Source organism: Rhodoferax sp. U2-2l, assembly GCF_020594515.1.
Classification (GTDB): Bacteria; Pseudomonadota; Gammaproteobacteria; order Burkholderiales; family Burkholderiaceae_C; genus Rhodoferax.
On the sequence record NZ_JAJCTH010000003.1, the window covers coordinates 43,335 to 65,359 of the forward strand.

Annotated in this window: 18 protein-coding genes; 8 read left to right on the forward strand and 10 right to left on the reverse strand. The window is 61.5% G+C overall.

Annotation, left to right across the window (positions count from 1 at the left end; translation table 11 throughout):
* Together LHU53_RS03435 and LHU53_RS03440 are read right to left on the reverse strand one after the other, a co-directional pair.
* Positions 1-1,428 (reverse strand): ethanolamine ammonia-lyase subunit EutB, encoded by a 1,428-nt coding sequence (locus LHU53_RS03435; RefSeq protein WP_227330687.1) that lies wholly within the window; start codon positions 1,426-1,428, stop codon positions 1-3.
* Positions 1,429-1,434: 6 nt separating this feature from the next.
* Positions 1,435-2,985: an acetolactate synthase large subunit gene (locus LHU53_RS03440; protein ID WP_227330688.1), complete on the reverse strand. Its 1,551-nt coding sequence runs from the start codon at positions 2,983-2,985 to the stop codon at positions 1,435-1,437.
* 877 nt (positions 2,986-3,862) lie between these two features.
* Between LHU53_RS03440 and LHU53_RS03445 the strand changes: the two genes are divergently transcribed.
* Complete coding sequence (locus LHU53_RS03445) at positions 3,863-4,843, forward strand: hypothetical protein (RefSeq protein WP_227330689.1); 981 nt, start codon at positions 3,863-3,865, stop codon at positions 4,841-4,843.
* Positions 4,844-4,896: 53 nt separating this feature from the next.
* Positions 4,897-6,558, forward strand: a complete 1,662-nt coding sequence (locus LHU53_RS03450) for an RNA-directed DNA polymerase (RefSeq protein WP_227330690.1) — start codon at positions 4,897-4,899, stop codon at positions 6,556-6,558.
* Between the two features lie 124 nt (positions 6,559-6,682).
* On the opposite strand, the gene LHU53_RS03455 is transcribed toward LHU53_RS03450, so the two are convergent.
* The 4 genes from LHU53_RS03455 to LHU53_RS03470 all read right to left on the reverse strand — a co-directional run bounded on the left by LHU53_RS03455 (position 6,683) and on the right by LHU53_RS03470 (position 10,810).
* Positions 6,683-7,555, reverse strand: coding sequence for an ABC transporter permease (locus LHU53_RS03455; protein ID WP_227330691.1), 873 nt, complete (start codon positions 7,553-7,555; stop codon positions 6,683-6,685).
* Positions 7,552-8,436, reverse strand: coding sequence for an ABC transporter permease (locus LHU53_RS03460; RefSeq protein ID WP_370632214.1), 885 nt, complete (start codon positions 8,434-8,436; stop codon positions 7,552-7,554). Before LHU53_RS03460 ends, LHU53_RS03455 begins: the two co-directional genes overlap by 4 nt.
* Positions 8,423-9,586, reverse strand: a complete 1,164-nt coding sequence (locus LHU53_RS03465; protein WP_227330693.1) for an ABC transporter ATP-binding protein — start codon at positions 9,584-9,586, stop codon at positions 8,423-8,425. Before LHU53_RS03465 ends, LHU53_RS03460 begins: the two co-directional genes overlap by 14 nt.
* A gap of 156 nt (positions 9,587-9,742) precedes the next feature.
* On the reverse strand, positions 9,743-10,810 hold the full coding sequence (locus tag LHU53_RS03470; RefSeq protein WP_227330694.1) for an extracellular solute-binding protein: 1,068 nt from the start codon (positions 10,808-10,810) through the stop codon (positions 9,743-9,745).
* A gap of 213 nt (positions 10,811-11,023) precedes the next feature.
* Here LHU53_RS03470 and LHU53_RS03475 point away from each other — a divergent pair, with 213 nt between their 5' ends.
* Positions 11,024-11,854, forward strand: a complete 831-nt coding sequence (locus LHU53_RS03475) for a TIGR00266 family protein (protein ID WP_227330695.1) — start codon at positions 11,024-11,026, stop codon at positions 11,852-11,854.
* 77 nt (positions 11,855-11,931) lie between these two features.
* Positions 11,932-12,549, forward strand: coding sequence for a ParA family protein (locus LHU53_RS03480; protein WP_227330696.1), 618 nt, complete (start codon positions 11,932-11,934; stop codon positions 12,547-12,549).
* A gap of 349 nt (positions 12,550-12,898) precedes the next feature.
* Here LHU53_RS03480 and LHU53_RS03485 read toward each other — a convergent pair whose 3' ends face one another.
* Positions 12,899-15,880, reverse strand: a complete 2,982-nt coding sequence (locus LHU53_RS03485; protein ID WP_227330697.1) for a DNA topoisomerase III — start codon at positions 15,878-15,880, stop codon at positions 12,899-12,901.
* Positions 15,881-15,953: 73 nt separating this feature from the next.
* On the opposite strand from LHU53_RS03485, the gene LHU53_RS03490 reads away from it, so the two are divergent.
* From LHU53_RS03490 to LHU53_RS03500, 3 genes are read left to right on the forward strand one after another with little or no spacing between them, the layout of a single operon-like run.
* Positions 15,954-16,430, forward strand: coding sequence for an SET domain-containing protein-lysine N-methyltransferase (locus LHU53_RS03490; protein WP_227330698.1), 477 nt, complete (start codon positions 15,954-15,956; stop codon positions 16,428-16,430).
* Positions 16,431-16,441: 11 nt separating this feature from the next.
* Positions 16,442-17,263: a biotin--[acetyl-CoA-carboxylase] ligase gene (locus LHU53_RS03495; RefSeq protein ID WP_227330699.1), complete on the forward strand. Its 822-nt coding sequence runs from the start codon at positions 16,442-16,444 to the stop codon at positions 17,261-17,263.
* Between the two features lie 9 nt (positions 17,264-17,272).
* Entirely contained in the window at positions 17,273-18,034 is a 762-nt protein-coding gene (locus tag LHU53_RS03500; RefSeq protein ID WP_227330700.1) for an SPOR domain-containing protein, read from the forward strand.
* A gap of 15 nt (positions 18,035-18,049) precedes the next feature.
* Here LHU53_RS03500 and LHU53_RS03505 read toward each other — a convergent pair whose 3' ends face one another.
* From LHU53_RS03505 to LHU53_RS03515, 3 genes are all read right to left on the reverse strand, one after another.
* Positions 18,050-19,522 carry a sensor histidine kinase gene (locus LHU53_RS03505; RefSeq protein ID WP_227330701.1) on the reverse strand — a complete coding sequence of 491 codons (1,473 nt, stop codon included), beginning with the start codon at positions 19,520-19,522 and terminating at the stop codon, positions 18,050-18,052.
* Between the two features lie 21 nt (positions 19,523-19,543).
* A complete protein-coding gene (locus LHU53_RS03510) occupies positions 19,544-20,218 on the reverse strand; it encodes a response regulator transcription factor (protein WP_227330702.1) in 675 nt (224 codons plus the stop codon).
* Between the two features lie 68 nt (positions 20,219-20,286).
* Positions 20,287-20,760 carry a MarR family winged helix-turn-helix transcriptional regulator gene (locus LHU53_RS03515; RefSeq protein ID WP_227330703.1) on the reverse strand — a complete coding sequence of 158 codons (474 nt, stop codon included), beginning with the start codon at positions 20,758-20,760 and terminating at the stop codon, positions 20,287-20,289.
* Positions 20,761-20,909: 149 nt separating this feature from the next.
* Here LHU53_RS03515 and recA point away from each other — a divergent pair, with 149 nt between their 5' ends.
* A complete protein-coding gene (gene recA, locus LHU53_RS03520; protein WP_227330704.1) occupies positions 20,910-21,992 on the forward strand; it encodes a recombinase RecA in 1,083 nt (360 codons plus the stop codon).
* Positions 21,993-22,025 lie beyond the last annotated feature (33 nt).

Genomic DNA, 22,025 nt, shown 5'->3' on the forward strand with positions numbered 1-22,025 from the left:
TCAGGCAGCGCTCAGGCGTTGAATGGCGGGGGCAAACGGTGCGGCCAATTGACTGGCCAGCCGCTGCGGGCCGCAAGAGACCTCAACCGGTGTGCAGATGCCCATCTTGGCCAGCCAGTCCTCAAACTCAGGCGCGGCGCGCAGACCCAGCAGCTGGCGCAGCACCTGCGCGTCGTGGAACGAGGTGCTTTGGTAGTTGAGCATGATGTCGTCCGAGCCCGGCACACCCATGATGAAGTTGCAGCCCGCCGCGCCCAGCATCAGCAGCAGGCTGTCCATGTCGTCGCCATCGGCCTCGGCGTGGTTGGTGTAACAGACGTCGCAGCCCATCGGCACCCCCAGCAGCTTGCCGCAAAAGTGGTCTTCGAGGCCCGCGCGGGTGATCTGTTTGCCGTTGAACAGGTATTCCGGCCCGATGAAGCCAACCACGGTATTGACCAGCAGCGGCTTGAAATGCCGGGCCACGGCGTAGGCGCGGGCCTCGATGGTTTGTTGGTCACAGCCGTGATGCGCGTTGCTTGAGAGTGCGCTGCCCTGGCCGGTTTCGAAATACATCACGTTGCCTGAGCGTTGGCCGTTCTCATCCAATAGCGGTGCGCGTTGCAAAGAAAGCGCCGCCTCGCGCGCCTCCTGCAGCAGCGCCAGGTTCAGGCCAAAACTGCTGTTGGTGGCCTCGGTGCCGCCAATCGACTGGAACACCAGGTCCACCGGCGCCCCGCGCTCGATGGCCTGCAAGGTGTTGGTCACATGGGTCAGCACGCAGGACTGGGTGGGAATACCGTAATGGCTGATCACATCGCCCAGCATGTGCAGCAGGCGCACCACCTGGGCGGTGTTGTCGCTGGCCGGGTTGATGCCGATCACCGCATCACCACTGCCCAGCAGCAGGCCGTCGAGCAGGCTGGCGGCAATGCCTTGCAGGTCGTCGGTCGGGTGATTGGGCTGCAGCCGCGTGGCCAGACGGCCGGGCAAACCCAGGGTGCTGCGAAAACGCGTCACCACCTGGCATTTGCGCGCAATCAGCATCAGGTCCTGCAGGCGGCAAATCTTGCTCACTGCCGCCACCATTTCCGGGGTCAGTCCGGGCGCGAGTGCGGCCAAGCTGGTGGGTGTGGCCTGGTCACCCAGCAGCCAGTTGCGAAAGTCGCCCACGGTCAGGTGGCGTACCGGGGCGAAGGCGTCGGCATCGTGCGTGTCGATGATCAGCCGGGTGACTTCGTCGTCTTCATAGGGCACCACGACTTCGGTGAGAAAGGTGCGGAGCGGCACTTCTGCCAGCGCCATTTGCGCGGCGACACGTTCCTGCGCATGGGTGGCTGTCACGCCCGCCAGCTGGTCGCCTGAGCGCAGCGGGCTGGCTTTGGCCAGCAAGGTGCGCAGGCCCTCAAATGGGTAATGTCTGCTGCCGATGGTGTGGGCGTAGCGCATGGTGGGTTACGCCGGGCAGACCACTTCAATCAGATGCGGCCCGGCTTGGTCCAGGGCTGCGCGCAGGGCGGCCACAAAGCTGTCCACGTCGGTGGCACGGCTGGCTGGCACACCGTGGCCTTCGGAGAGCTTGACCCAGTCCAGGGCCGGTCCATCAACATCCAGCATGCGCACCGCGTTGCGCCCCACCTCGGTCACGCCCACGTTGGCCAGCTCGCCGCGCAGGATCTGGTAGCCGCGGTTGGCAAACACGATGGTGACCACCTGAAGCTGCTCGCGCGCCATGGTCCACAGGGCCTGCAGGGTGTACATGGCCGAGCCGTCGCCGGTCAGCACCACCACCTGGCGGTCCGGGCAGGCAATGGCCGCGCCCACCGCATTGGGCAGGCCAAAGCCGATGGCGCCGCCGGTGGTGTGTAACCAGTCATGGGCGCGGGCATGCTGGGTGGGTGGCATCAGGAAGCGGGCCATGGTGATGCTTTCATCGACCACGATGGCGTTCTCGGGCAACAGGTGCGCCAGCGCCTGGCCGATGCCGCTCAGGTTCATCGGCCCGGTGGGTAGCTCGGGCAAGGCCAGTGGCAAGCTGTCCAGCGGGTCGTCCTCGGTGACGCCCAGGCACTCGGCCAGCACACCCAGCGTGTAAGCCACGTCCATGCTGCGGCTGCACAGGTCGTGCACCGCCGTCCCTGGGGCCTCCGGCAGGCTGGGTTTGCCCGGGTAAGCAAAGAAGTTGGTTGGCCGCTGGGCGCCCACCAGCACCATGTGTCGCACATCCTTCACCACGGCGGCGTTGTCGTCCACGCCGTAAGCCAGCCGCTCGAAGGCCACCGCCCCGGCACCGCGTCGAATGCGGCTGGCCAGGTAGGGGGCGATCAGCCGAGCGCCGGTCTTTTTGGCAATGCGTGCGGCCAGCGGCCCCAGCGCACCATGCAGCGTGGGGCCATCCACCAGCAGGGCCGCGCCGGGCAGGCGCAGCGTGTGGGCGGCGGCCTCTATGCGGGCCAGCTCCGGGCGGATCAGAGGCAGGGCTGGCAGCGGGTCAGTCGGCCCCTGAGCCTCTTGCCAGGCGGTGTTGGCGGGTAACACCAGGGTGGCCAGTTGGCCGTTGCACGAGCGCGCCGCCGCCATGGCGCGGGCGCCATCGCCAGCCACCGCCGTGGCGTCCGGGCTGACATGTGTCCAGTGGGCGATGGTGCGGCTCAGGGCGGCAATGTCACCCTTGAGCGGGCTCTCATGCACCAGATGGTGGGTGGCGTGTTCGCCCACAATCGTCAGCAGGCCCGAGCCCGCCTTGCGCGCGGTATGCAAATTGGCAAAACCATTGCCCAGGCCTGGCGCCAGATGCAGCAGCGTGGCTGCAATGTCGCCCGTCATGCGGTAGTAACCGTCGGCCGCACCGGTGGCGCCGCCTTCAAACAGGCACAACACGCAACGCAGCTCAGGGTGCGCGTCCAGCGCCCCGACAAAATGCATCTCGGACGTGCCAGGGTTGGCAAAACAGACTTTCAAACCGCCGCGCAACAAGGTTTGGACCAGGGATTGGGCACCGTTCACAACACACTCCTCAAACAGCCACGATCAGAGCGCATTTTCACCTGTCGTTTTGGTTGTGAACCCGGCAATTAACCGAAGCAAAGTCAATATCCGATCATCTGACCGCGATCGCGCTAAATTCTGACCATTCAGATCAGAATGAGAGGTGCCCTAAACAAACTTGGCAAATCCGTGGCTGTGGTGGTGTCGCGCGGGTTGTTTGACCGGCTCAGTGGCAACGCCCACTGCTGTACGACGGGGACGACATCGTTTTTGAGCGTGACCCCAGCCTGTCCCGTGAGATGGCGCTGTGAGCGACCTGATGGACACTAATGTGATCTCTGAGCTACGGCGCAAGCAGCCTGATGCCAACGGGGTCACGTCTCGTGAGCGTCGATGCGTCGGTCGCTGACCGCTAGGGACGCTGGCAAAGTGACGCGAGGCGCCCACGATCGGCCATTGACGGGTTGCTGGCGGCCACTGCGTTGCAACATGATTTGACCTTGGTGACCCGAAATGTCAGGGATTTCAACGGCCTGGGGCTGAACCTTGTCAATCCTTGGGAAGCGTAAATTTTTGCTTCGGGAGCCGGTTCGGCCAACAACATCCGCCCCTCTACTGAAAAGGCCTTAACGCCAGGCTGGGTTGAGGCGTGATTGTGCCGGTTGATGCGACGGCGTTATGCCAAGTCAGTTGCGGCTTCTGGAAGAGTCGGTCGCTGACTGCAAAGCAGCGATTGCTGACCTTGGCTGCCGAAGACCGCATCTGCGCTTACTTGACTGAAGCAGCTATCGCTCATGCTCCTCCAGGTTGAATGTATATTTGTTACACAATTGAGACCCCCTCATAGAAGCTTGTAAGCCAGTCAAGCTTCTATGACAGAAGAGCCCATGTCAACGTGCTTGAAGTAATGTCCCGACTAATTAAGCCTGCAGATATTCCGGAAACACTTTGGCATGCCGAAAAAAAGTGTTTGTATCTTGCCCCGACACTTCGAAAAGCTTGGGATCACTTGCTATTACACGCCGGACTCAAAGATAAGGCTCTGCAACCTATTCCTGAGGGAAAAATCGGCGGCTTAAGCAAGGAAGATACGGACGATCATCTGGCATGGCGCTTTAGTGGGTCGTCGGCACGGGTTCAACTCAGTTTTCTAGATCCAGAAGACAAACTTACTGAGGTGGCAGACGCTTACGCAAAAATCTTTTCTGGTGGAACCGTGTTGCTTGCAGACCTACCTTGCGGTTCAGGCGCGGCAGCACTAGCGTTGCTGGCAAACATTGGTGAGTTGCGACGCCAACACCGAATCCCACGCAACCCGCTGAACGTCAAGATTGTTGGAGGTGAGTTGTCAGAGTTCGCCCGAGGCTATGCCAGCCTAGCAACAGAACACATCAAGGATGAATTGGCCGAACAAGCGATTTGGGTATCTGCTGAGTTTTTGCCTTGGGATGCGTTGGATAAATTTTCTTCAGCAGAACTAACTAACCGCCTGACCGTGCTTGGCCAGGAATGTTCAGCCCGCCTCATAGTTCTGGCCAACTTTTCCGGCTTTCTACAGCGCGAGGGCAAATGGAAGGAGGCTCTTCCACAATTCGAAAGCTTATTCCTACATGGCCGAGCTCATAACAGTTTTGTGCTCTGGATCGAGCCGCAGACAAACCAGGTGCTTGGATCCGGGGGATTCTTCGGTAGAGCTATTAGTTGGTTCAAAAAACTGTTTTCAGCACATCAGACGAAGGACGAGCAAGAGGCTCTCGTGGTCGAGAACCTTGGAAAGAGTGCTGCTGACGTTCAGCACCCATTAAAGGATCATAAATTCAACGTTCAACTAGTAGTTCAGCGCTTCGATTTACCTTTGAAGGGAGCGAAGGCATGAGGCCACAGATACTAGCACTGCGCGCGGCCAATCAATACCGCACACGAGACATCATGGCCTACCTTGGGCTGCGCTATTACTTTGCCAATCAGTGCGCACGCAGGGATCGTTGGGCTGAAGAGGTATCTTCTCATCTTGTGATGAGCAGCAGCAGTGCTTATTTCGAGTCCCTGCATTTCAAGGATATTCGCTCTGACGGCCTAGTCGGCTACCGCAGCATTTTTGTGCCCGGCCCCAATGAGTCTTTCGCGGAAGCTGCATTGCTCGCCGAGTGCAGCCGGCATGCAGTATTTCGTTCACCCGGCTTCGTCTTCAGCTATCGTTTGGCAGAAGGCGAAGACACTCAAGGGGTCTACAAGCCTTACTTCGCGGGATTACAAGAGCGGCAACAACAAATTGCTGCTGCGTGCAAAGCCGGCGCAGGTCAGGTCGTACGCTACACCGACATAAAACGGTTTTATCCCAATATCTCCGGTGAGCTAGCACTTAGTGCTTGGCTGAAGGCGTGCGATGCAGCTCAAATGCCTGCCTTGTCCCGTGATTTAGGCATAAAACTTTTATCTCACCACGCACTGGCATGTCAGAACGCCGCTCATGGCAAAGGACTACTGACCGGCCCCATGTTCAGCCACCTGATTGCCAACCTTGTGTTGCGCGATGTTGATGAAGCAATGTCTGCGGCCTTCCCCAAGCGCTACTTCCGCTATGTGGATGACGTAGTCCTTGTAGGCTCGCCAGCAGAGGTTTCTACAGGCCGCTCGCAATTGGCAGCGATGTTGAGCGAGTTAGGGCTTGACCTGCATGAAACCGGTGCGGGTAAGGACTTTGAGCTCGCTTCTGCTGATTGGCTGGATGGAGAGGCAGATTTCAGCGGCAAGGACTCACACAACTGGATGTGCTTCGTACGTGACATTAAGCAATTCCTTATTTCACAGCCCTCGTCTCGTACCAATCTAGCCAATAAATTTGCTGTAGAGGGATTCCGGATTCCGCTGCCTGATTACAGCGTTCAAGTCAGTGATGCGAAGTATCAAGACCGCTTCTTTGACCAGTTACGGCGTTATCCATGGTTATTAAAAAAGATATTCCGACAGGCTACGCCAAGCACGCTTTTGATTTCTGCACAGAACCTTCGGACTGAATTTACCAGGAGCTTGCTTCACCTCCTTGAGGCCGACCCTAATTTAGATGGTTACGCGCGCAAGAGAGTCATCCCTAAGATTCGTTATTTCGCTGGCAGACTCCTCTACCTAGCCAACGCTGAAGATTTGCCTCTAATTGCAGAGCGGCTGCGGCGATATCCTGAGCTGGCCATGCTTGCAGAAATACTCCATGCAGTCGGCACACGAGACATCACGCAACTTTTGCGACTGGGCAGTAATGCAGCCCAATCGGCTGCCCAGCCCCTGAAACTTACTACCGGCACAATCACTTGCCAAATCGAATCTTGGGGTTCTGCTGAACGCCAGGGCCTGGCCATCTTGCGAGCAAACGGTATCAGCGTTGCCGGCCCGTCCGACGATGAGCTCAATCGCTTCGCTTTATGGAACGAACGGGGGCATGAGTTGATGAGGTCAGGTGAAGCCTTCATCAAGGAAATGGCCTGCCTCCACGGGATTTCAGAACACGCTCGCCACCCCGGGATTCTTGAGACAGCACTAGATCCCGGTGAGGAACTTGCCTTCGACGCGACGACGCCGATTGATACGTACTGAGCTCCAATGACCGGTAATGAGCGTCGCTGCCGCACGAGCAGCCGACTGCAAATGACTCAGATCAGCCTGTTGCCGTCCGACCCAAGCCATATTGGCCAGCGACATGTCAAAACCGAATCACCCGTTAGTCAGAGTGACCTGACGCATTGCCCTTCGACCCTCGCATCATCGTCAACGCCAACACCGCCGAGGCCACCATCAGCAGCAGGCTCACCGCGTTCAAGACCGGCGTGGCGCCCTCGCGCATGCGGCCGTACATCATCACGGTGAGTGGCGAGTCGGAGCCGACCAGCATCAGCGTGGTGTTGAAGTTCTCGAAACTCATCAGAAAAGAGATGGCGGCCGAGCCGATGAGCGCTGGTTTCAGGTACGGCAGGGTGATGGTCCACAGCACGGCCGCGCGTGACGCGCCCAGGTTGTAGGCGGCTTCTTCCAGCGTGACATCAAAGCGTTTCAGGCGCGCCGTGATGGTCAGCGTGGCAATAGAGACGATGTACGAGAACTGCCCCAGAACCACCAGCTGCAAACCCGGGCGCAAAAATTCCAGCTCCAGCCCCCACAGGTCGTCGGCCAGATTCGCCAGGCGGCTGGCAAAGGCCAGGATCGAGATGCCCAGAATCACCCCTGGAATGACCAGCGGGGCCAGCATCAACAGGCTGAGCGCCTGCTTGCCGCGAAACTGCGTGCGCTCAATCAAAAACGCGTTGGCGGTGCCCACCACCACCGACAGCAAGGTGACCCAGCTGGCCACGACCACGCTGGTCCACAGGCTGCCCAGCAGGGCGGTGTCGGCAAACAGGCCGGTGCGCGCGCTGCCGTCATGGCCCACAAACCAGTCCAGCGTGAAACCGCGCCAGGGCGGTGCCGGGTAAGGTGCGTCGTTGAACGCAAACACCGCGACCACCACCAGCGGCAAGAACAAAAAGGCGAAAAAGGCCACGCCATACACCACCGTGCTGGCGCGCAACCACAAGGGGCGGGGTAGTGAGGCGATCATGTTTTTTGCATCACTTCACCAAATTTTTGACCACTGAGCTTCAAGCCTGCCCAGACGATGGCGGTGGAGAGGGCCAGCAGCAAAAAGCCGAACGCCGCGCCCTGCTCCCAGTTGAAGCGGGTGATGAACTGGGTGTAGATCTGCTCGGTGAACCACTGCGAGCTTTTGCCGCCCAAGAGCGTGGGTGTCAGGTAGTTGCCCAAGGTGAGCATGAACACCACAATGCAGCCCGCCACAATGCCCGGTGCGGCGTGCGGGATGACAATTTGCCGCAGGATCGACCAGCCGTTGCCGCCCAGGTCGTAGGCGGCTTCGATGAGCGAGTCGTCCAGGCTCTCCAGCGCGCTGATCAGCGGGATCACCATGAACAACATCGAGGTGTAGACCAGCCCGACCAGGATGGTGGCGTCGTGGTAGAGCAGCTCCACCGGTGCGGGTGTGACACCCAGCCAGACCAAAAAAGCCGGCAACACGCCGGACTCGCGCAGCAAAATCATCCAGCCCAGCGTGCGCACCGTTTCACTCACCCAGAACGGAATCAGGCACATGATGAACAACATGGCTTTGGACTGGCCGCGCACCAGCTTGGCAATGGTCCAGGCGATGGGGAAGGCCAACAGCAGGGTGATGGCGGTGGCCGCCAGCGACATCAGCGCCGTGCGCATGAAGGTGTGCCAGTACAGCGGCTCTTCAAAAAAAGTGCGGAACTGCGCCAGGCTGGGCTCGTAGACCCGTGGCGCCACACGGGCCCGCATCGACAAGATGCCCAGCTCCACATGCGGCAACACGATCAGGCCCAACAGCCACAACAACGCCGGGGCCAGCAACAGCATCAGCATCAGCCGCGCGGCATGGCGCGAGGGGTTGTCAGCTGAAGACATGCTCATTGGCTGTGGTGCTGGCGGCAAAACACACGGCACGCTGCGCATCGAAGCCAAAAGCCACGGTTTCACCCACGCTCAGGTCGGCAAATTCGCCGGTTTGCGGCAGGGCGATGCGGAACTCGGTGTTGGACTGGGCTTCGCGCAGCAGCACAGCCGAGTTGGCGCCGTCAAACAGCAGGCTCTCGACCCGGGCGCTGAAATGGGGCAGCCCGGCGTCTTTCAAGACGGCGGCCTGGCGCGCCAGCCGCGCCACTTCGGGCCGAACAAACGCTTCCACCGCATCACCCCGGGCAATTTGGCCGATCGCGCGCGCTGGCATCACCAGGCCAGATGCGCTGGTGGCGGTCACCGTGCTGCCATGGACCTCGGTGGCCTGGCCTGCAATGCGATTGTTGGCACCCACAAAGCCTGCCACAAAGGGCGTTTGCGGTTCGTAGTACAGCTGTTGTGGCGTGCCCACCTGCTCAAATCGGCCATGGTTCATCACCGCCACATGGTCAGAGAGCACCAGCGCCTCGGACTGGTCGTGGGTGATGTAAACAAAGGTGGTGCCAAAAGCCGCCTGCAGCGCTTTGAGCTCGATCTTCATGTGCTCGCGCAGCTTCAAGTCCAACGCGCCCAGCGGCTCATCGAGCAGCAGCAGCGTGGGCTCCAGCACCAGACTGCGGGCAATGGCGACGCGCTGCTTTTGCCCGCCCGAGAGCTGGTCCACCCGCTTGTTCTGCGCACCGGGCAGGCTGACGCGTTCCAGCATGTCACCCACACGGCGCTGGATCTCGTCCTTGGCGACACCGCGGCGCGCCAGGCCGTAGCCCACGTTCTCGCCCACACTCATCATCGGGAACAGCGCCAGGTGCTGGAACACCATGTTCACCGGGCGTTTGTTGGGCGGCACGCCGTTCATCGCTTTGCCGCCGATGTGAATCTGGCCCGCATCGGCTTCCAGAAAGCCCGCAATCATGCGCAGCAGCGTGGTTTTGCCACAGCCGGACGGGCCCAGAATAGAAAAGAAACTGCCGCGCGCGACTTCAAACGACAAGTCATCCACCGCGCGGAAAGCGCCATAGTGCTTGGCCACGCGGCTGGCTTGCAGGTCAGGCCGCGTCGCATCGGAGGCGGCAGCGAAATCGGTTGGTGAATGTGTCAAATCTGAAAACTGGGTGGTTAACGTGAAAACTGGGCCGTCATGCTAACGGCCATGATCAGCCCATGAGCCTGGCGGGACAGGCTTGTCATGCTGGGCGACGACCCGCCATCCATGCATCGACGCCATGGAGGGCGGGTCAGTCCCGCCATGGCAAGCTCAGTTGGCGGCCTTGATGCGGTCCAGCACGCGGCCTTCAATCTCTTCCAGGCCAGCGGGCACGGCCGGGTACCACTTCACGTTTTTCAGCGCGGCTTCGGGGAAGCTGGCGGCAAACTGGGCTTTGAGCTTGGCATCCATCAGCTGGTCAGCGCCCTTGGAGGCGGTGAAGTTGCCTGCCACACCGGCCACCTTGGCGGCAATTTCGGGGCGCATGTTGAAGTTGATCCAGGCGTAGGCGGCGGCGTCATTCTTGCCTTTGGCGGGAATGGCAAAGGTGTCGATCCAGCCCAGCGCACCGGATTTGGGGGCGATGAACTGCACTTCAGCCTTTTCGCCGTTGAGCTTCCAGCCACCCGTGTCCCACATCATGGCGCCGACGATTTCACCGGCGCGCATGCCGTTCAGCAGTTGGTCCTTGTTGTCCCAGTAAAACTTGACGTTGCCTTTGCAGGCGATCAGCGTCTTGCCCACTTCGTCCATCAATGCGCCGTAAGCTTTCGGGTCGTTGTACAGCGCAAACGGGTCCTTGCCCGAGGCAAAAGCAAACGCCAGCAGGGTCGGGCGCTTCAGGCGGTAGGCCACCTTGCCTTTGAACTCGGCCTTGCACAGGTCGGGGTAGTCGGCCATCTTGGCCAGTTGGGTGTTGACCACCAGGCCGTCGGTGCCCCAGATGTGCGGCAGGCCATACACCTTGCCGCCCACCGTGGTGTTTTTCTTGGTGGCTTCCAGCATGCTGGGGATGAACAGCTCGCTCTTGAGCTTGCTCAGGTCCATGGGTTTGTAGATGCCAAACTCGGCTTGCGGGCCGGCAATACGATCCTGCGAGGGTTGGGCCAGATCAAAACCAGCGCCGCCGGTGGCGCGCAGTTTGGAGATCATCTCCTCGTTGTTGGACATCGTCACTTCGACCTTGTAGCCGCTTTCCTTCTCGAACTGCGCCACCACGTCGGCGGGCACGTAGCCGTCCCAGGTCAGCAGACGGAGCGTTTTTTCTTGCGCGAGTGCCGAGCCGGCCAGGCCCAGTGCAGCGATGCTGGCAGCCATCAGGGAGAAGCGGAATTTCATGGTGAGTCCTTTGCGGTTGATGAAAAAAATCAGGCCGGGTGAGGTGTTGACCCTGCGCCAACGCGCCAGAGTACGACACTTTAATGACATTTTGGCGTCACTGGCGGGGCGGCTTCATGAAACGTCGTGAATTCACTGCCGTGTCGCAAAATCTTGCTATCGTTCACGTTTTTCCCGGGCGCGAAAGCGCACTCTGTTTTTCAGGAGCGAATGATGGCGATGGACGTGGTGGACTACGAGATTTTTGGCAACGAAATGCAGTACGTCGAAGTTGAGCTGGACCCCGGCGAAGCGGCCGTGGGCGAGGCTGGCGTGATGATGTACATGCAGGCCGGTATCGAAATGGACACGGTGTTTGGCGACGGTGCCCAGCAAGGCGGCCTGTTTGGCAAACTCATGGGCGCGGGCAAGCGCCTGCTCACGGGTGAGAGCCTGTTCACCACCGTGTTCCAGAACACCGCCTCCAGCAAACAGCGCGTGGCCTTTGCCGCGCCCTACCCCGGCAAGATCGTGCCGATCGATTTGCGCGCATTGGGTGGCACGCTGCTGTGCCAAAAGGATTCGTTTTTGTGCGCCGCCAAAGGCGTGTCGCTGGGCATTGCGCTGCAAAAGAAACTGGGCGCCGGGCTGTTCGGCGGTGAAGGCTTCATCATGCAAAAGTTGGACGGCGACGGCATGGCCTTTGTGCATGCCGGTGGCACGCTGATGGAGCGCACGTTGGCACCGGGCGAAACCCTGCGCGTGGATACCGGCTGTGTGGTGGCGTATCAGCCGAGTGTGGACTTTGACATCCAGTATGTGGGCAAGGTCAAGTCGGCACTGTTTGGTGGCGAGGGCTTGTTTTTCGCCACGCTGCGCGGCCCCGGCAAGATCTGGCTGCAGTCGCTGCCGCTGTCACGCCTGGCCAACCGCATCATCCTGTCCGCCCCGGCGGCGGGCGGGCGCTCGGCCGAGCAGGGGTCGGTGCTGGGCGGCGCGGCCCTCGGCGGCACCTTGTTGGGCGGTGGCCTGCTCGGTGGCTTGATGGGCGGCAGCGACGAATAAGCGGCCAAAGTCGACACGTTTTTTTACCGCCAGCCCTGGATTGACGAGGGCTGGCAAGGATTCAGTCAGGAGTTCGTATGCCGGTTGTTGTGGTTGCCAACCCGAAAGGTGGCGTGGGTAAATCCACCTTGTCCAGCCAGATTGCGGGCTACTTTGCCACGCAAAACCAGCGCGTGATGCTGGGCGATGTGGACCGCCAGCAGTCGTGCAAGCTGTGGCTGTCGTTGCGGCCAGACACCGCGCGGCCCATCACCAGCTGGGAGCTGGACCGCGACAACCTGGCCAAGCCACCCAAAGGCACCACCCATGTGGTGCTGGACACGCCCGCAGGGCTGCACGGCAAGCGGCTCAAAGAGGTGCTGAAACTGGCGCACAAGGTGGTGGTGCCGCTGCAACCCAGCGTGTTTGACATCTTTGCCACGAAAGATTTTCTCGACGAGCTGGCCCAGAGCAGCCAGGCCGCCAGAACGCAGATCGGCATCGTCGGCATGCGCGTGGATGAGCGCACCCGCGCGGCGGAGGAACTGCGCAGTTTTGTCGAATCCACCGGCCTGCCGGTGCTGGGCAATTTGCGCAGCACCCAGAACTACGTCCAGCTCGCCGCCCGCGGCCTGACTGTGTTTGACCTGGCGCCTGAGCGTGTGGCGCGTGATTTGGCGCAGTGGCAGCCGATTTGTGACTGGCTGGATCAGTAGCCGAGTTCTTGTCAGTGCCGCAGCGCCAGAATCACGCGGCGTCCTTTGACGCGACCCGGCAAAGTTTCAAGTCTTGAGTGGCAGCAGGTGGGGTATCGGCGCCCACCTCAGACGCGCTTCGCTTTGCGACATCGGTGGTCCCCAGCACCCCCACCTGCGGCTGCGAGCGCCTTGGTTCTCCAGCACGCAAAAACCGGAACCCGAAGTGATCGAGTTCCGCATGACCCACCACTGCTGAAAGCACATCACAGGATGACCCGTGCATTCAGCCGCCAATTTGAGGCCGTTGGGCCAGGCCGATCACCGCGAACCGTATTTTTCAAGGCAGTCGCAACTTGCGACCACCTTGTCACCCCAAATGTTTGCCCACAATCCCCGCCAGCTCAAACATGCTGACCTGCGGTTGGCCAAATACCGCGAGTAACTTGGCGTCGGCGTTGATGGCGCGTTTGTTGGTGGCGTCCTGCAGCTTGTTGGCTTTGATGTAGTCCCACAGCTTCTTGATGACCTGGGCGCGGGCAATCGGCTCAGACCCAATCACCGCGGCCAGCGCCGCGCTGGGGGTGGAGCCGGTGCCTGCGGCCGGGGCTTTGCGCGGTGCTTTGGCCGCGGTCTTGGTCACCGCTTTGGTTGCCGTTTTCTTCGCTGCCGCCCCGCTTGCGCTGGCCGCTGACTTCTTGGTCGCAACGGCGGCCCGCGTCAACGGCGCAGCGGCGGTTTTGCGCGGCGGGAACTTGCTCGGGGCGAACTCGAAGTTGACTTTGCCCGCTTCGGCGTCCCAGACCAGCATGGCCTTGAAGGCGCGCCGGGTGCGCATGGAGACAAACTTGTCGAGCAAATCGGTTTTGCCGGTGGCCAGCAGCTTTTGCATCTGCTCGCGCTCAATGGGTTGTTGCAGGATGATCTGGCCGGATTTGAAGTCACAACTCGGTGTGGCTTGCGCATCGGTGGGCACGGATTTTTCGCACACATAGTTTTTGCCGTGTTCAAACACCGCCGCGCCACATTGTGGGCAGGGGCCCAGGCTGGCTTGGTCGCCAAAGTCGACCAGTTCGCCGGTTTCCTCGCCCTTTTTGTCGTCGCCAAAGTCGAATTCGAGTTTGTAGTTTTTCGTCTCCTCGTCAAACTTGATGACCATCTCGGCGGTGAAGGGCCAACCGGCCTTGGAGCGGAAACCGTCGAGCGGGCCGATCTTCTTGTCGCGCAAGAATTGCTCCACCTCGGCGGGCTCAAAGGTGCGGCCGGCCGGGGTTTTGCCAAACGAGAAGCCGCAGCCGTCGCTTTGGCCATCCGCGCCTGTGCAGGCATAACGGCGGTAGTTTTCCTTGACCACACCACCGCAGTTGGGGCAGGGTGAACTGAGCGTGGCGTAGTTGCCGGGCACCGTGTCGCGGTCGTATTCTTTGGCTTTTTTGACGATGCGCTCGGTCATCGCGGCAATTTCGGCCATGAACTGGGCGCGGCTGAGTTTGCCGTGCTCCATTTGGTTGAGCTTGAACTCCCAGTCGCCGGTGAGTTCGGCCTTGGAGAGTTCTTCCACACCGAGGCCGCGCAGCAGCGTCATCAACTGGAAGGCTTTGGCGGTGGGGATCAGCTCGCGGCCTTCGCGCAGCATGTATTTCTCAGAAATCAAGCCTTCAATGATGCTGGCGCGGGTGGCGGGCGTGCCCAGGCCTTTTTCCTGCATGGCTTCGCGCAACTCCTCGTCTTCCACGGTTTTGCCAGCACTTTCCATGGCGCCGAGCAAGGTGGCTTCGGAGTAACGGGCCGGTGGCCGGGTTTTCAGGCCCTTGGGCTCGACCGATTCGGTTTTGACTTTCTCGCCAGGCGCCACCGGCACCAGGCTCTGGCCCTTGTCGCCGTCTTTCGCATCTGCCACCTCATCCGCAGCTTCCTTGCCGTAGATCGCCAGCCAACCTGGTTTGACCAAGACTTTGCCTTCGGTTTTGAAGTTGTGCGCAGCCGCTGCTGTGGTCACGGTTGAGATGCGCGTGGTCACCTGGTATTCGGCGCTCGGGAAAAATACCGCCAAAAAGCGCTTGACCACCAGGTCATACAGCTTTTGCTCTGCTTCTGATAGCCCGCTGGGTGCTTGTAATGTGGGGATGATGGCAAAGTGATCACTCACCTTGCTGTTGTCGAAAATCCGTTTGCTGGGCCGGATGTAGCCATTGTTCAGCGCCGTCAAGGCGTGCGGCGCCAGGTGCCGCATGCCCGAATCCGCCAGCATCTCGAAGGTCTGTTTGACCACCGGCACATAGTCTTCGGGCAGGGCGCGTGAATCGGTCCGTGGGTAGGTCAGGGCTTTGTGGCGCTCATACAGGCTTTGCGCTATGGACAGCGTGGTTTTGGCGGAAAAACCGAACTTGCCGTTGGCTTCGCGCTGCAGGCTGGTCAAATCGAACAGCAGCGGTGACGCTTGGGTGGTGGGTTTGCTCTCTTCGGTGACGGTGGCCGGCTGGCCACGCACCGCGTCGGCAATGGCTTGCGCCTCGCGCTGGGTCCAGACGCGGTCGGCCTTTTTCTCGGCATCCTCGGCATCGCGCTTGTGTTTTGGGTCAAACCACTTGGCCGGGTAGCTCCCCGCCTGGGCGGCAAATGACGCATGAATTTCCCAGTAATCGCGCGACACAAAGGCGCGGATGAGTTCCTCACGCTCCACCACCACGCTCAAGGTGGGCGTTTGCACCCGGCCCACGGTGGTCAAGAAGAAACCGCCATCGCGCGAATTGAACGCGGTCATGGCGCGCGTGCCGTTGATGCCAACCAGCCAGTCGGCCTCGGAGCGGCAACGCGCGGCGTCGGCCAGGGGCTGCATCTGTTTGTCGCTGCGCAGGGCGTTGAAGCCATCGCGGATGGCCTGGGGTGTCATCGACTGCAGCCACAGGCGGCTCACCGGTTTGCCCAGCGGTTTGGCGCCACCTGCGTATTGTTCGATCAGGCGAAAGATCAGCTCCCCCTCGCGGCCCGCGTCACAGGCGTTTATGAGTTGACCCACGTCTTTGCGTTTGGCCAGTTTCACCACCGCGTTGAGGCGGCTTTTGGTTTTGTCGACCGGTTTCAGGTCAAAGTGCGGCGGAATCACCGGCAGATGGGCAAAACTCCACTTGCCACGTTTGACGTCATAGGCTTCGGGCGCCTGGATTTCGACAAGGTGGCCGACCGCGCTGGACACCACATAGTGGTCGTTCTCGAAATGCTCGTCGTGTTTTTCAAACTTGCCCGCCACCGGGGTCAGCGCCCGTACGATGTCTTGCGCCACCGAGGGCTTTTCTGCAATGACCAGTGTTTTGCCAGCCACGGCTGTTTTTGTGTTTTCTGCGATAGTCATCTGAATACAATCCCTGTTTCTCGCGGGCGCACACGCGCACCCATACGAGTTCACGATACCAAATTTTTTAACCGTGTCGACAAACCCACCCGCAAAGTCCCGCCGCATCCAGGTTCGCCGCTCAGGCATTCACGGCAAAGGTGTGTACGCACTGCGGGACATCGCCGAGGGCGACACTGTCATTGAATATGTGGGCGAGATCATCACCTGGGAAGAAGCCCAGGCGCGCCACCCGCATGACCCGGCGCACCCCAACCACACCTTTTATTTCCATGTGGACGCCACAAGGGTGATTGATGGCGGCGTGAAAGGCAACGCCTCACGCTGGATCAACCACTCGTGTGACGGCAACTGCGAAGCGGATGAACGCGACGGACGCATCTTCATCGTCGCCCGGCGCGACATTGCCGCAGGCGAAGAGCTGCATTACGACTACGGCCTGATGCTCGATGAGCGCTACACCCCCAAGCTCAAGGCCGAGTACCCGTGCTGGTGTGGCGCCGAGGCCTGTCGCGGCACCCTGCTGGCGCCCAAACGCCGACGTCGCTAGTGCCTACCGCCATGCGCTTGCCTGCCATCACCCCCTGGCCCAGCGAGGCCATCTGGCAAGCCATTGCGCCCCATCTGCCAGGTTTCACGGTGGAGGTGGTGCCGGAGATCGACTCCACCAACGCCGAGCTGATGCGCCGCCTGCGCGCCGGGGTGGCTGACCCGGTGCTGCTGATTGCCGAACACCAGACGGCCGGGCGGGGGCGGTTGGCCCGGCCCTGGCACAGCAGCCCGGGCGCCTCACACACGTCGGGTCCGGGCAGCCTGACGTTTTCACTCGGTCTGCCGCTGGCGCCCAAAGATTGGTCGGGCCTCTCCTTGGCGGTGGGTTTGAGCCTGGCGCAAAGCCTGCACCCCGACATTCGCCTGAAATGGCCCAATGATTTGTGGTGGCAGCACCGCAAGCTGGCCGGTATCCTGATCGAAACCGCCAACCAGAGCGGCGGCGCCCCGGGCAGCCGTGGTGTGGTGATTGGCATCGGCATCAACATCCAGTGTCCCCGTGTGTCCGGCCTGGCCACCGAGCCCGCCGGGCTGGTTGAGTTGTTGCCGGGCATCGACGCCGGGCAGGCGCTGGTGAAGTTGATGGCGCCGCTGGTGGCGACGCTGCTGGCCTTTGAACAGCAGGGGTTCGGCCCGTTCCAGGCGGCTTTCAACGCGCGTGACGCCCTGGCCCAACTGCCGGTCAACCTGAGCGACGGTTTGCAGGGTGTGGCGTTGGGGGTCGACGTGGATGGTGCTTTGCAGGTGCAAACGGCACAGGGTGTGCAGCGCGTCACCAGCGCCGAGGTCAGCGTGCGCCCGGCACCCGGGTCTGTTGGACGTCCTGGATAAAGGGTTGCCATGTTGCGTTGGCTGGTGTTGGTGTTGGTGCTGCTCAACGTGGGGGTTTACGCCCGTGGTCAGGGCTGGCTGCTGGCCTATGGCTGGGGCGTGGCGCCGCAGCATGAGCCCCAGCGGGTGGCGCAACAAATCCGCCCGGATGCCCTGGTGATCTTGTCGGGCACGCCCGCGTCTGCAGCGTCCATGGCGCCCGACGCTGCGGCCTCTGCACCCGCTACGGCAACGTCTGAACCTGAGCTTGACCCGGCGTCCGCTCCCGCGGTGACAGCCTCCGAAGCAGCCAGCACGGTGTGTTGGCAGGCCACCGACCTCGACCCGGCCTTGGCCGAGGCCCTGCGCCCGGTGCTGAGTGCCAATTTTTCCGACGGTGCCTGGGTGCTGGACGAGCTGGGCCTGCCCGCGCGCTGGATGGTGTACATGGGTAAATTCCCCAATACCAATGAGCTGGCCCGCAAACGTCAGCAGCTGACCGACTTGAACGTGAAATTTTCCCTGCCCGCCAACCCGGCCTGGGCGTCGGGGCTGTCGCTGGGGGTTTTCAGCTCACAAGACGGGGCCAACACCGCGTTGCAGGAGCTGGTCCGGCGGGGCGTGCGTTCTGCCCGGGTGGTGCAGGAGCGGCCCTCCACCCGGCACTACCGCTTGCGCCTGCCCGCCATCAGCGGCACAGAGCAGGCCGCGCTCTCGGCTGTCAGGGCGGTTCTGGCGGATAAAACGCTGGACATTTGCCCGACTGAGGCGGTCGAACCCGCAGCACGCTGAAGCGGACCCGGCCCTTCACGCGGGTGGTGAGGCGAGCGCCGGTGTCTCGGTGACGGCGGTGGCGGTGAACCGCACCACGAAGCGGGCGCCGGGTGGGGTCTGGCCCGGTCGGGTTTCTTCCAGGCTGACCTTGGCATCGTGCTGCTGGGCAATTTGCAAAACAATCGGCAGACCCAGCCCGGAGCCGTCCACCTCGGTGCCCAGGGCGCGGTAAAACGGCTGAAAAATCAGTTCGCGCTCGGCCACCGGCACACCGGGGCCGGAGTCCTCCACCTGCAGCACCAGCGTGCGGCCAAACGGGTCGGTCAGCACCCGTGCGGTGATCATGCCGGGCGACTCCAGGCTGGATGGGGTGTAGTTGATGGCGTTGTCGACCAGGTTGCGGATCATCTCCTTGATGAGTGTGGCGTTGCCGTACACGTTCACACCCGGATCGCCCGGCTGGGTGCCTTCGTAGCCCAGGTCGATGTGTTTCTCCAGCGCCCGTGGCACACTGTCACGCACCACCGACATGCACAACTCGGCCATGTCACACACCGCGCGCGGCATGGCCGAGCCGCTGCTCTCGGCCCGGGCCAGGGAGAGCAACTGGTTCACGCTGTGGGTGGCGCGGATGCTGGCGCGGCCAATCTGGCGCAGCGAGTGTTTCAGGTCTTCGGCGCTGGCGCCTTCGCGCTGGGCCAGGTCGGCCTGCATGCGCAGCCCCGCCAGCGGCGTCTTGAGCTGGTGCGCGGCATCGGCCAGAAAGCGTTTTTGGGTGGCAATCGAATCTTTCAGGCGCAGCAGCAGGTCGTTCACCGAGTCGACCAGGGGCGTGACCTCCAGCGGCACCGCCTGTGCGTCGATGGCGCTCAAGTCGTCGGGTTTGCGGGCGCGAATGCGCTCTTCGAGCTGGCTCAAGGGTTTGATCGCCTGCACCAGCGCCAGCCACACCAGCAGCACCGCCAGCGGCAAGATGACAAACTGCGGCAACATCACGCCCTTGACAATTTCGGTAGCCAGCACCGAGCGTTTTTCCAGCGTCTCGGCCACCTGCACCAGCGCGGGTTTGGCATCCGCCGCCGGCAGACTGACCCAGATGTAGGCCACCTTGACGTCAAAGCCATTGATCACGTCGTCGCGGATGCGCACCTCGTCGAGGATGATTTTTTCCTCAGCCAGCGGCGCGGGCAACTCGCGCTCGCCGCTGAGCAACTCGCCGCGTGAGCCCTTCACCTGGTAATACACGGTGTCGGAGTCGTCGGCACGCAACAGCTCGCGCGCCGGTCGCGTCAACACAAACTCGGGCCGGTTGCCGCGCATCGTGATGAGCTGCGCCATCGCGCGGGCGTTGTATTCCAGCGCCCGGTCAAACGGCTTGCCGGCAATGTTTTGGGCGACCAGCCAGGTCAGCACCAGACTCACCGGCCACAGCAGCAGCAGCGGCGTGAGCATCCAGTCCAGGATTTCGCCAAACAGCGAGCGCTGCTCGCGCTGAAAAACGTTCACGGTGTGGCGAAAAGGTGTGGGCTAGCCTGGGATTTTTTCGAGGCAGTAGCCCAGCCCACGCACGGTGGCGATGCGGATCGGGCCTTTTTCAATTTTCTTGCGCAGGCGGTGGATGTACACCTCGATGGCGTTGTTGCTCACCTCTTCACCCCATTCACACAGGCGCTCCACCAGTTGGTCCTTGCTGACCAGGCGGCCCGCACGCTGCAACAACACTTCCAGCAAGCCCAGTTCACGTGCCGACAGCTCCACCATCACGCCGTCAATGGTGGCCACGCGACCGCCCTGGTCGTAGATCAGCGGGCCGTGTTTGATGGTGCTGCTGGCCGCGCCCATGCCACGGCGGCTCAAGGCGCGCACGCGCGCTTCGAGTTCCTGCAGGCTGAACGGCTTGGCCATGTAATCGTCGGCGCCGTAGTCCAGCCCCTTGACGCGTTCTTCGACGCTGTCGGCGGCGGTCAGGATCAGCACCGGTAGCGCCGAGCCCCTGGCGCGCAGTTTTTTCAGCACTTCGAGGCCATGCATCTTGGGCAGGCCCAGGTCGAGGATCAGCAAGTCGAATTCGGTATTGGTCATCAGCGCTGCGTCGGCCTCGGAGCCGCTGGCCACATGGTCAACTGCCGCACCCGAACTGCGCAGGGTGCGCAGCAAACCATCGGCCAGAACCTGGTCATCCTCGGCAATCAAAATTCGCATGGCGGTTTCCTCGTGATGGCCGCTGGGGCCGTTGGGTTACGGGATATTCGGTGCTTGCCGCAGTGATTTTAGGCCGCGTAAGCTTCCAGTCCGAGAGCGATCACGGTGGCCACTTCGGGACCCACGGCGGCGCGCAACTCGGCTTCGGTTTGTCTCACCGCTTCTTCAAAGGCCCGCAGCCAGGCCAGACCGATGGCGGTGAACACCACACGACGGGCGCGGGCGTCCTGCGGGTCGTCCTGGCGCTGCACCAGGCCCCAGGCTTCACACTGGTCCACCAGCTTGCCCATCGCCTGTTTGCTGACACCGGCGCGCTGGGCCAGTTCGGTCAGGCGCGAGCCGTCGAGTGCCAGATGCCGGGTGATGTGGATGTGGGAGGCCGTCAGGCTGCCGCGCGCCGCCAGGTTGGATAGCGCCAGCGGTACCCGGTCATTGCGGGCCATGAGTTGCAACACCCGCGCATCAAAACGCCGCAGGGCCAGCGCCAACCAGTGGCCCAAATGCGCCTGGCGCCAACCGCTGTCAGGAGGTGCGTCAACCATGGGGTAAATGGTAAATCAAATTGACTAAAAATAGCGATTTATGATTTAAAGACTGGTTATAAACTACTGTTCAAGCATCCAGCTTGTTGTTATGGACAGAGGATGCTCATGCTTTCAAACCCCGCACTTTTAACCCTCAGGAGCCCGCCATGGACGCACCCGTCAAAGCCCCCACCCCCGTGAACGCCGAAAAAGCCAAGGCCCTGCAAGTGGCGCTGGCCCAGATCGAGAAGCAGTTTGGCAAGGGCACCATCATGCGCCTGGGTGAAGGCGAGGTGATCGAAGACATCCAGGTGGTGTCCACCGGCTCACTCGGGCTGGACATTGCACTCGGTGTCGGTGGCCTGCCGCGTGGCCGGGTGGTGGAAATTTATGGCCCGGAATCATCCGGCAAAACCACGCTCACTTTGCAGGTGATTGCCGAGATGCAAAAAACCGGCGGCCAGTGTGCGTTTGTGGATGCTGAACACGCGCTGGACATCCAGTACGCGCAAAACCTCGGCGTCAACCTGCAAGACCTGCTGATCAGCCAGCCCGACACCGGTGAACAAGCGCTGGAGATTGTCGACAGCCTGGTGCGCTCCGGCGCGGTCGATCTGATCGTGGTCGACTCGGTGGCAGCCTTGACCCCCAAGGCCGAGTTGGAAGGTGAAATGGGCGACAGCCTGCCCGGCCTGCAAGCGCGCCTGATGAGCCAAGCGCTGCGCAAACTCACCGCCCACATCAAGAAGACCAACTGCATGGTCATCTTCATCAACCAGATTCGTATGAAGATTGGTGTGATGTTTGGCAGCCCTGAGACCACCACCGGCGGCAATGCGCTGAAGTTCTACGCCTCGGTGCGCCTCGATATCCGCCGCACCGGCACCATCAAGAAGGGCGAGGAGTCGATTGGCAACGAAACCAAGGTCAAAGTGGTCAAAAACAAGGTCTCGCCACCGTTCAAGACCGCCGAGTTCGACATCATGTTTGGCCAGGGCATCAGCCGCGAGGGCGAGATCATCGACATGGGCGTCACCGCCAACATCCTCGACAAGTCCGGCGCCTGGTACGCCTACAACGGTGAAAAAATCGGCCAGGGCCGCGACAACGCACGCGAGTTTCTCAAGGAAAACACCGACCTCGCCCGCGAGATCGAAAACAAGGTGCGTGCCTCTCTGGGCATCCCGCTGCTGGCGGGTTCCGAACCGGCCGATGTTGCGGCCAAGGTTGTCAGCAAAAAGGGCGCCTAGCCCTTATTCAATATAGGTGGGTAGCTCATTTTT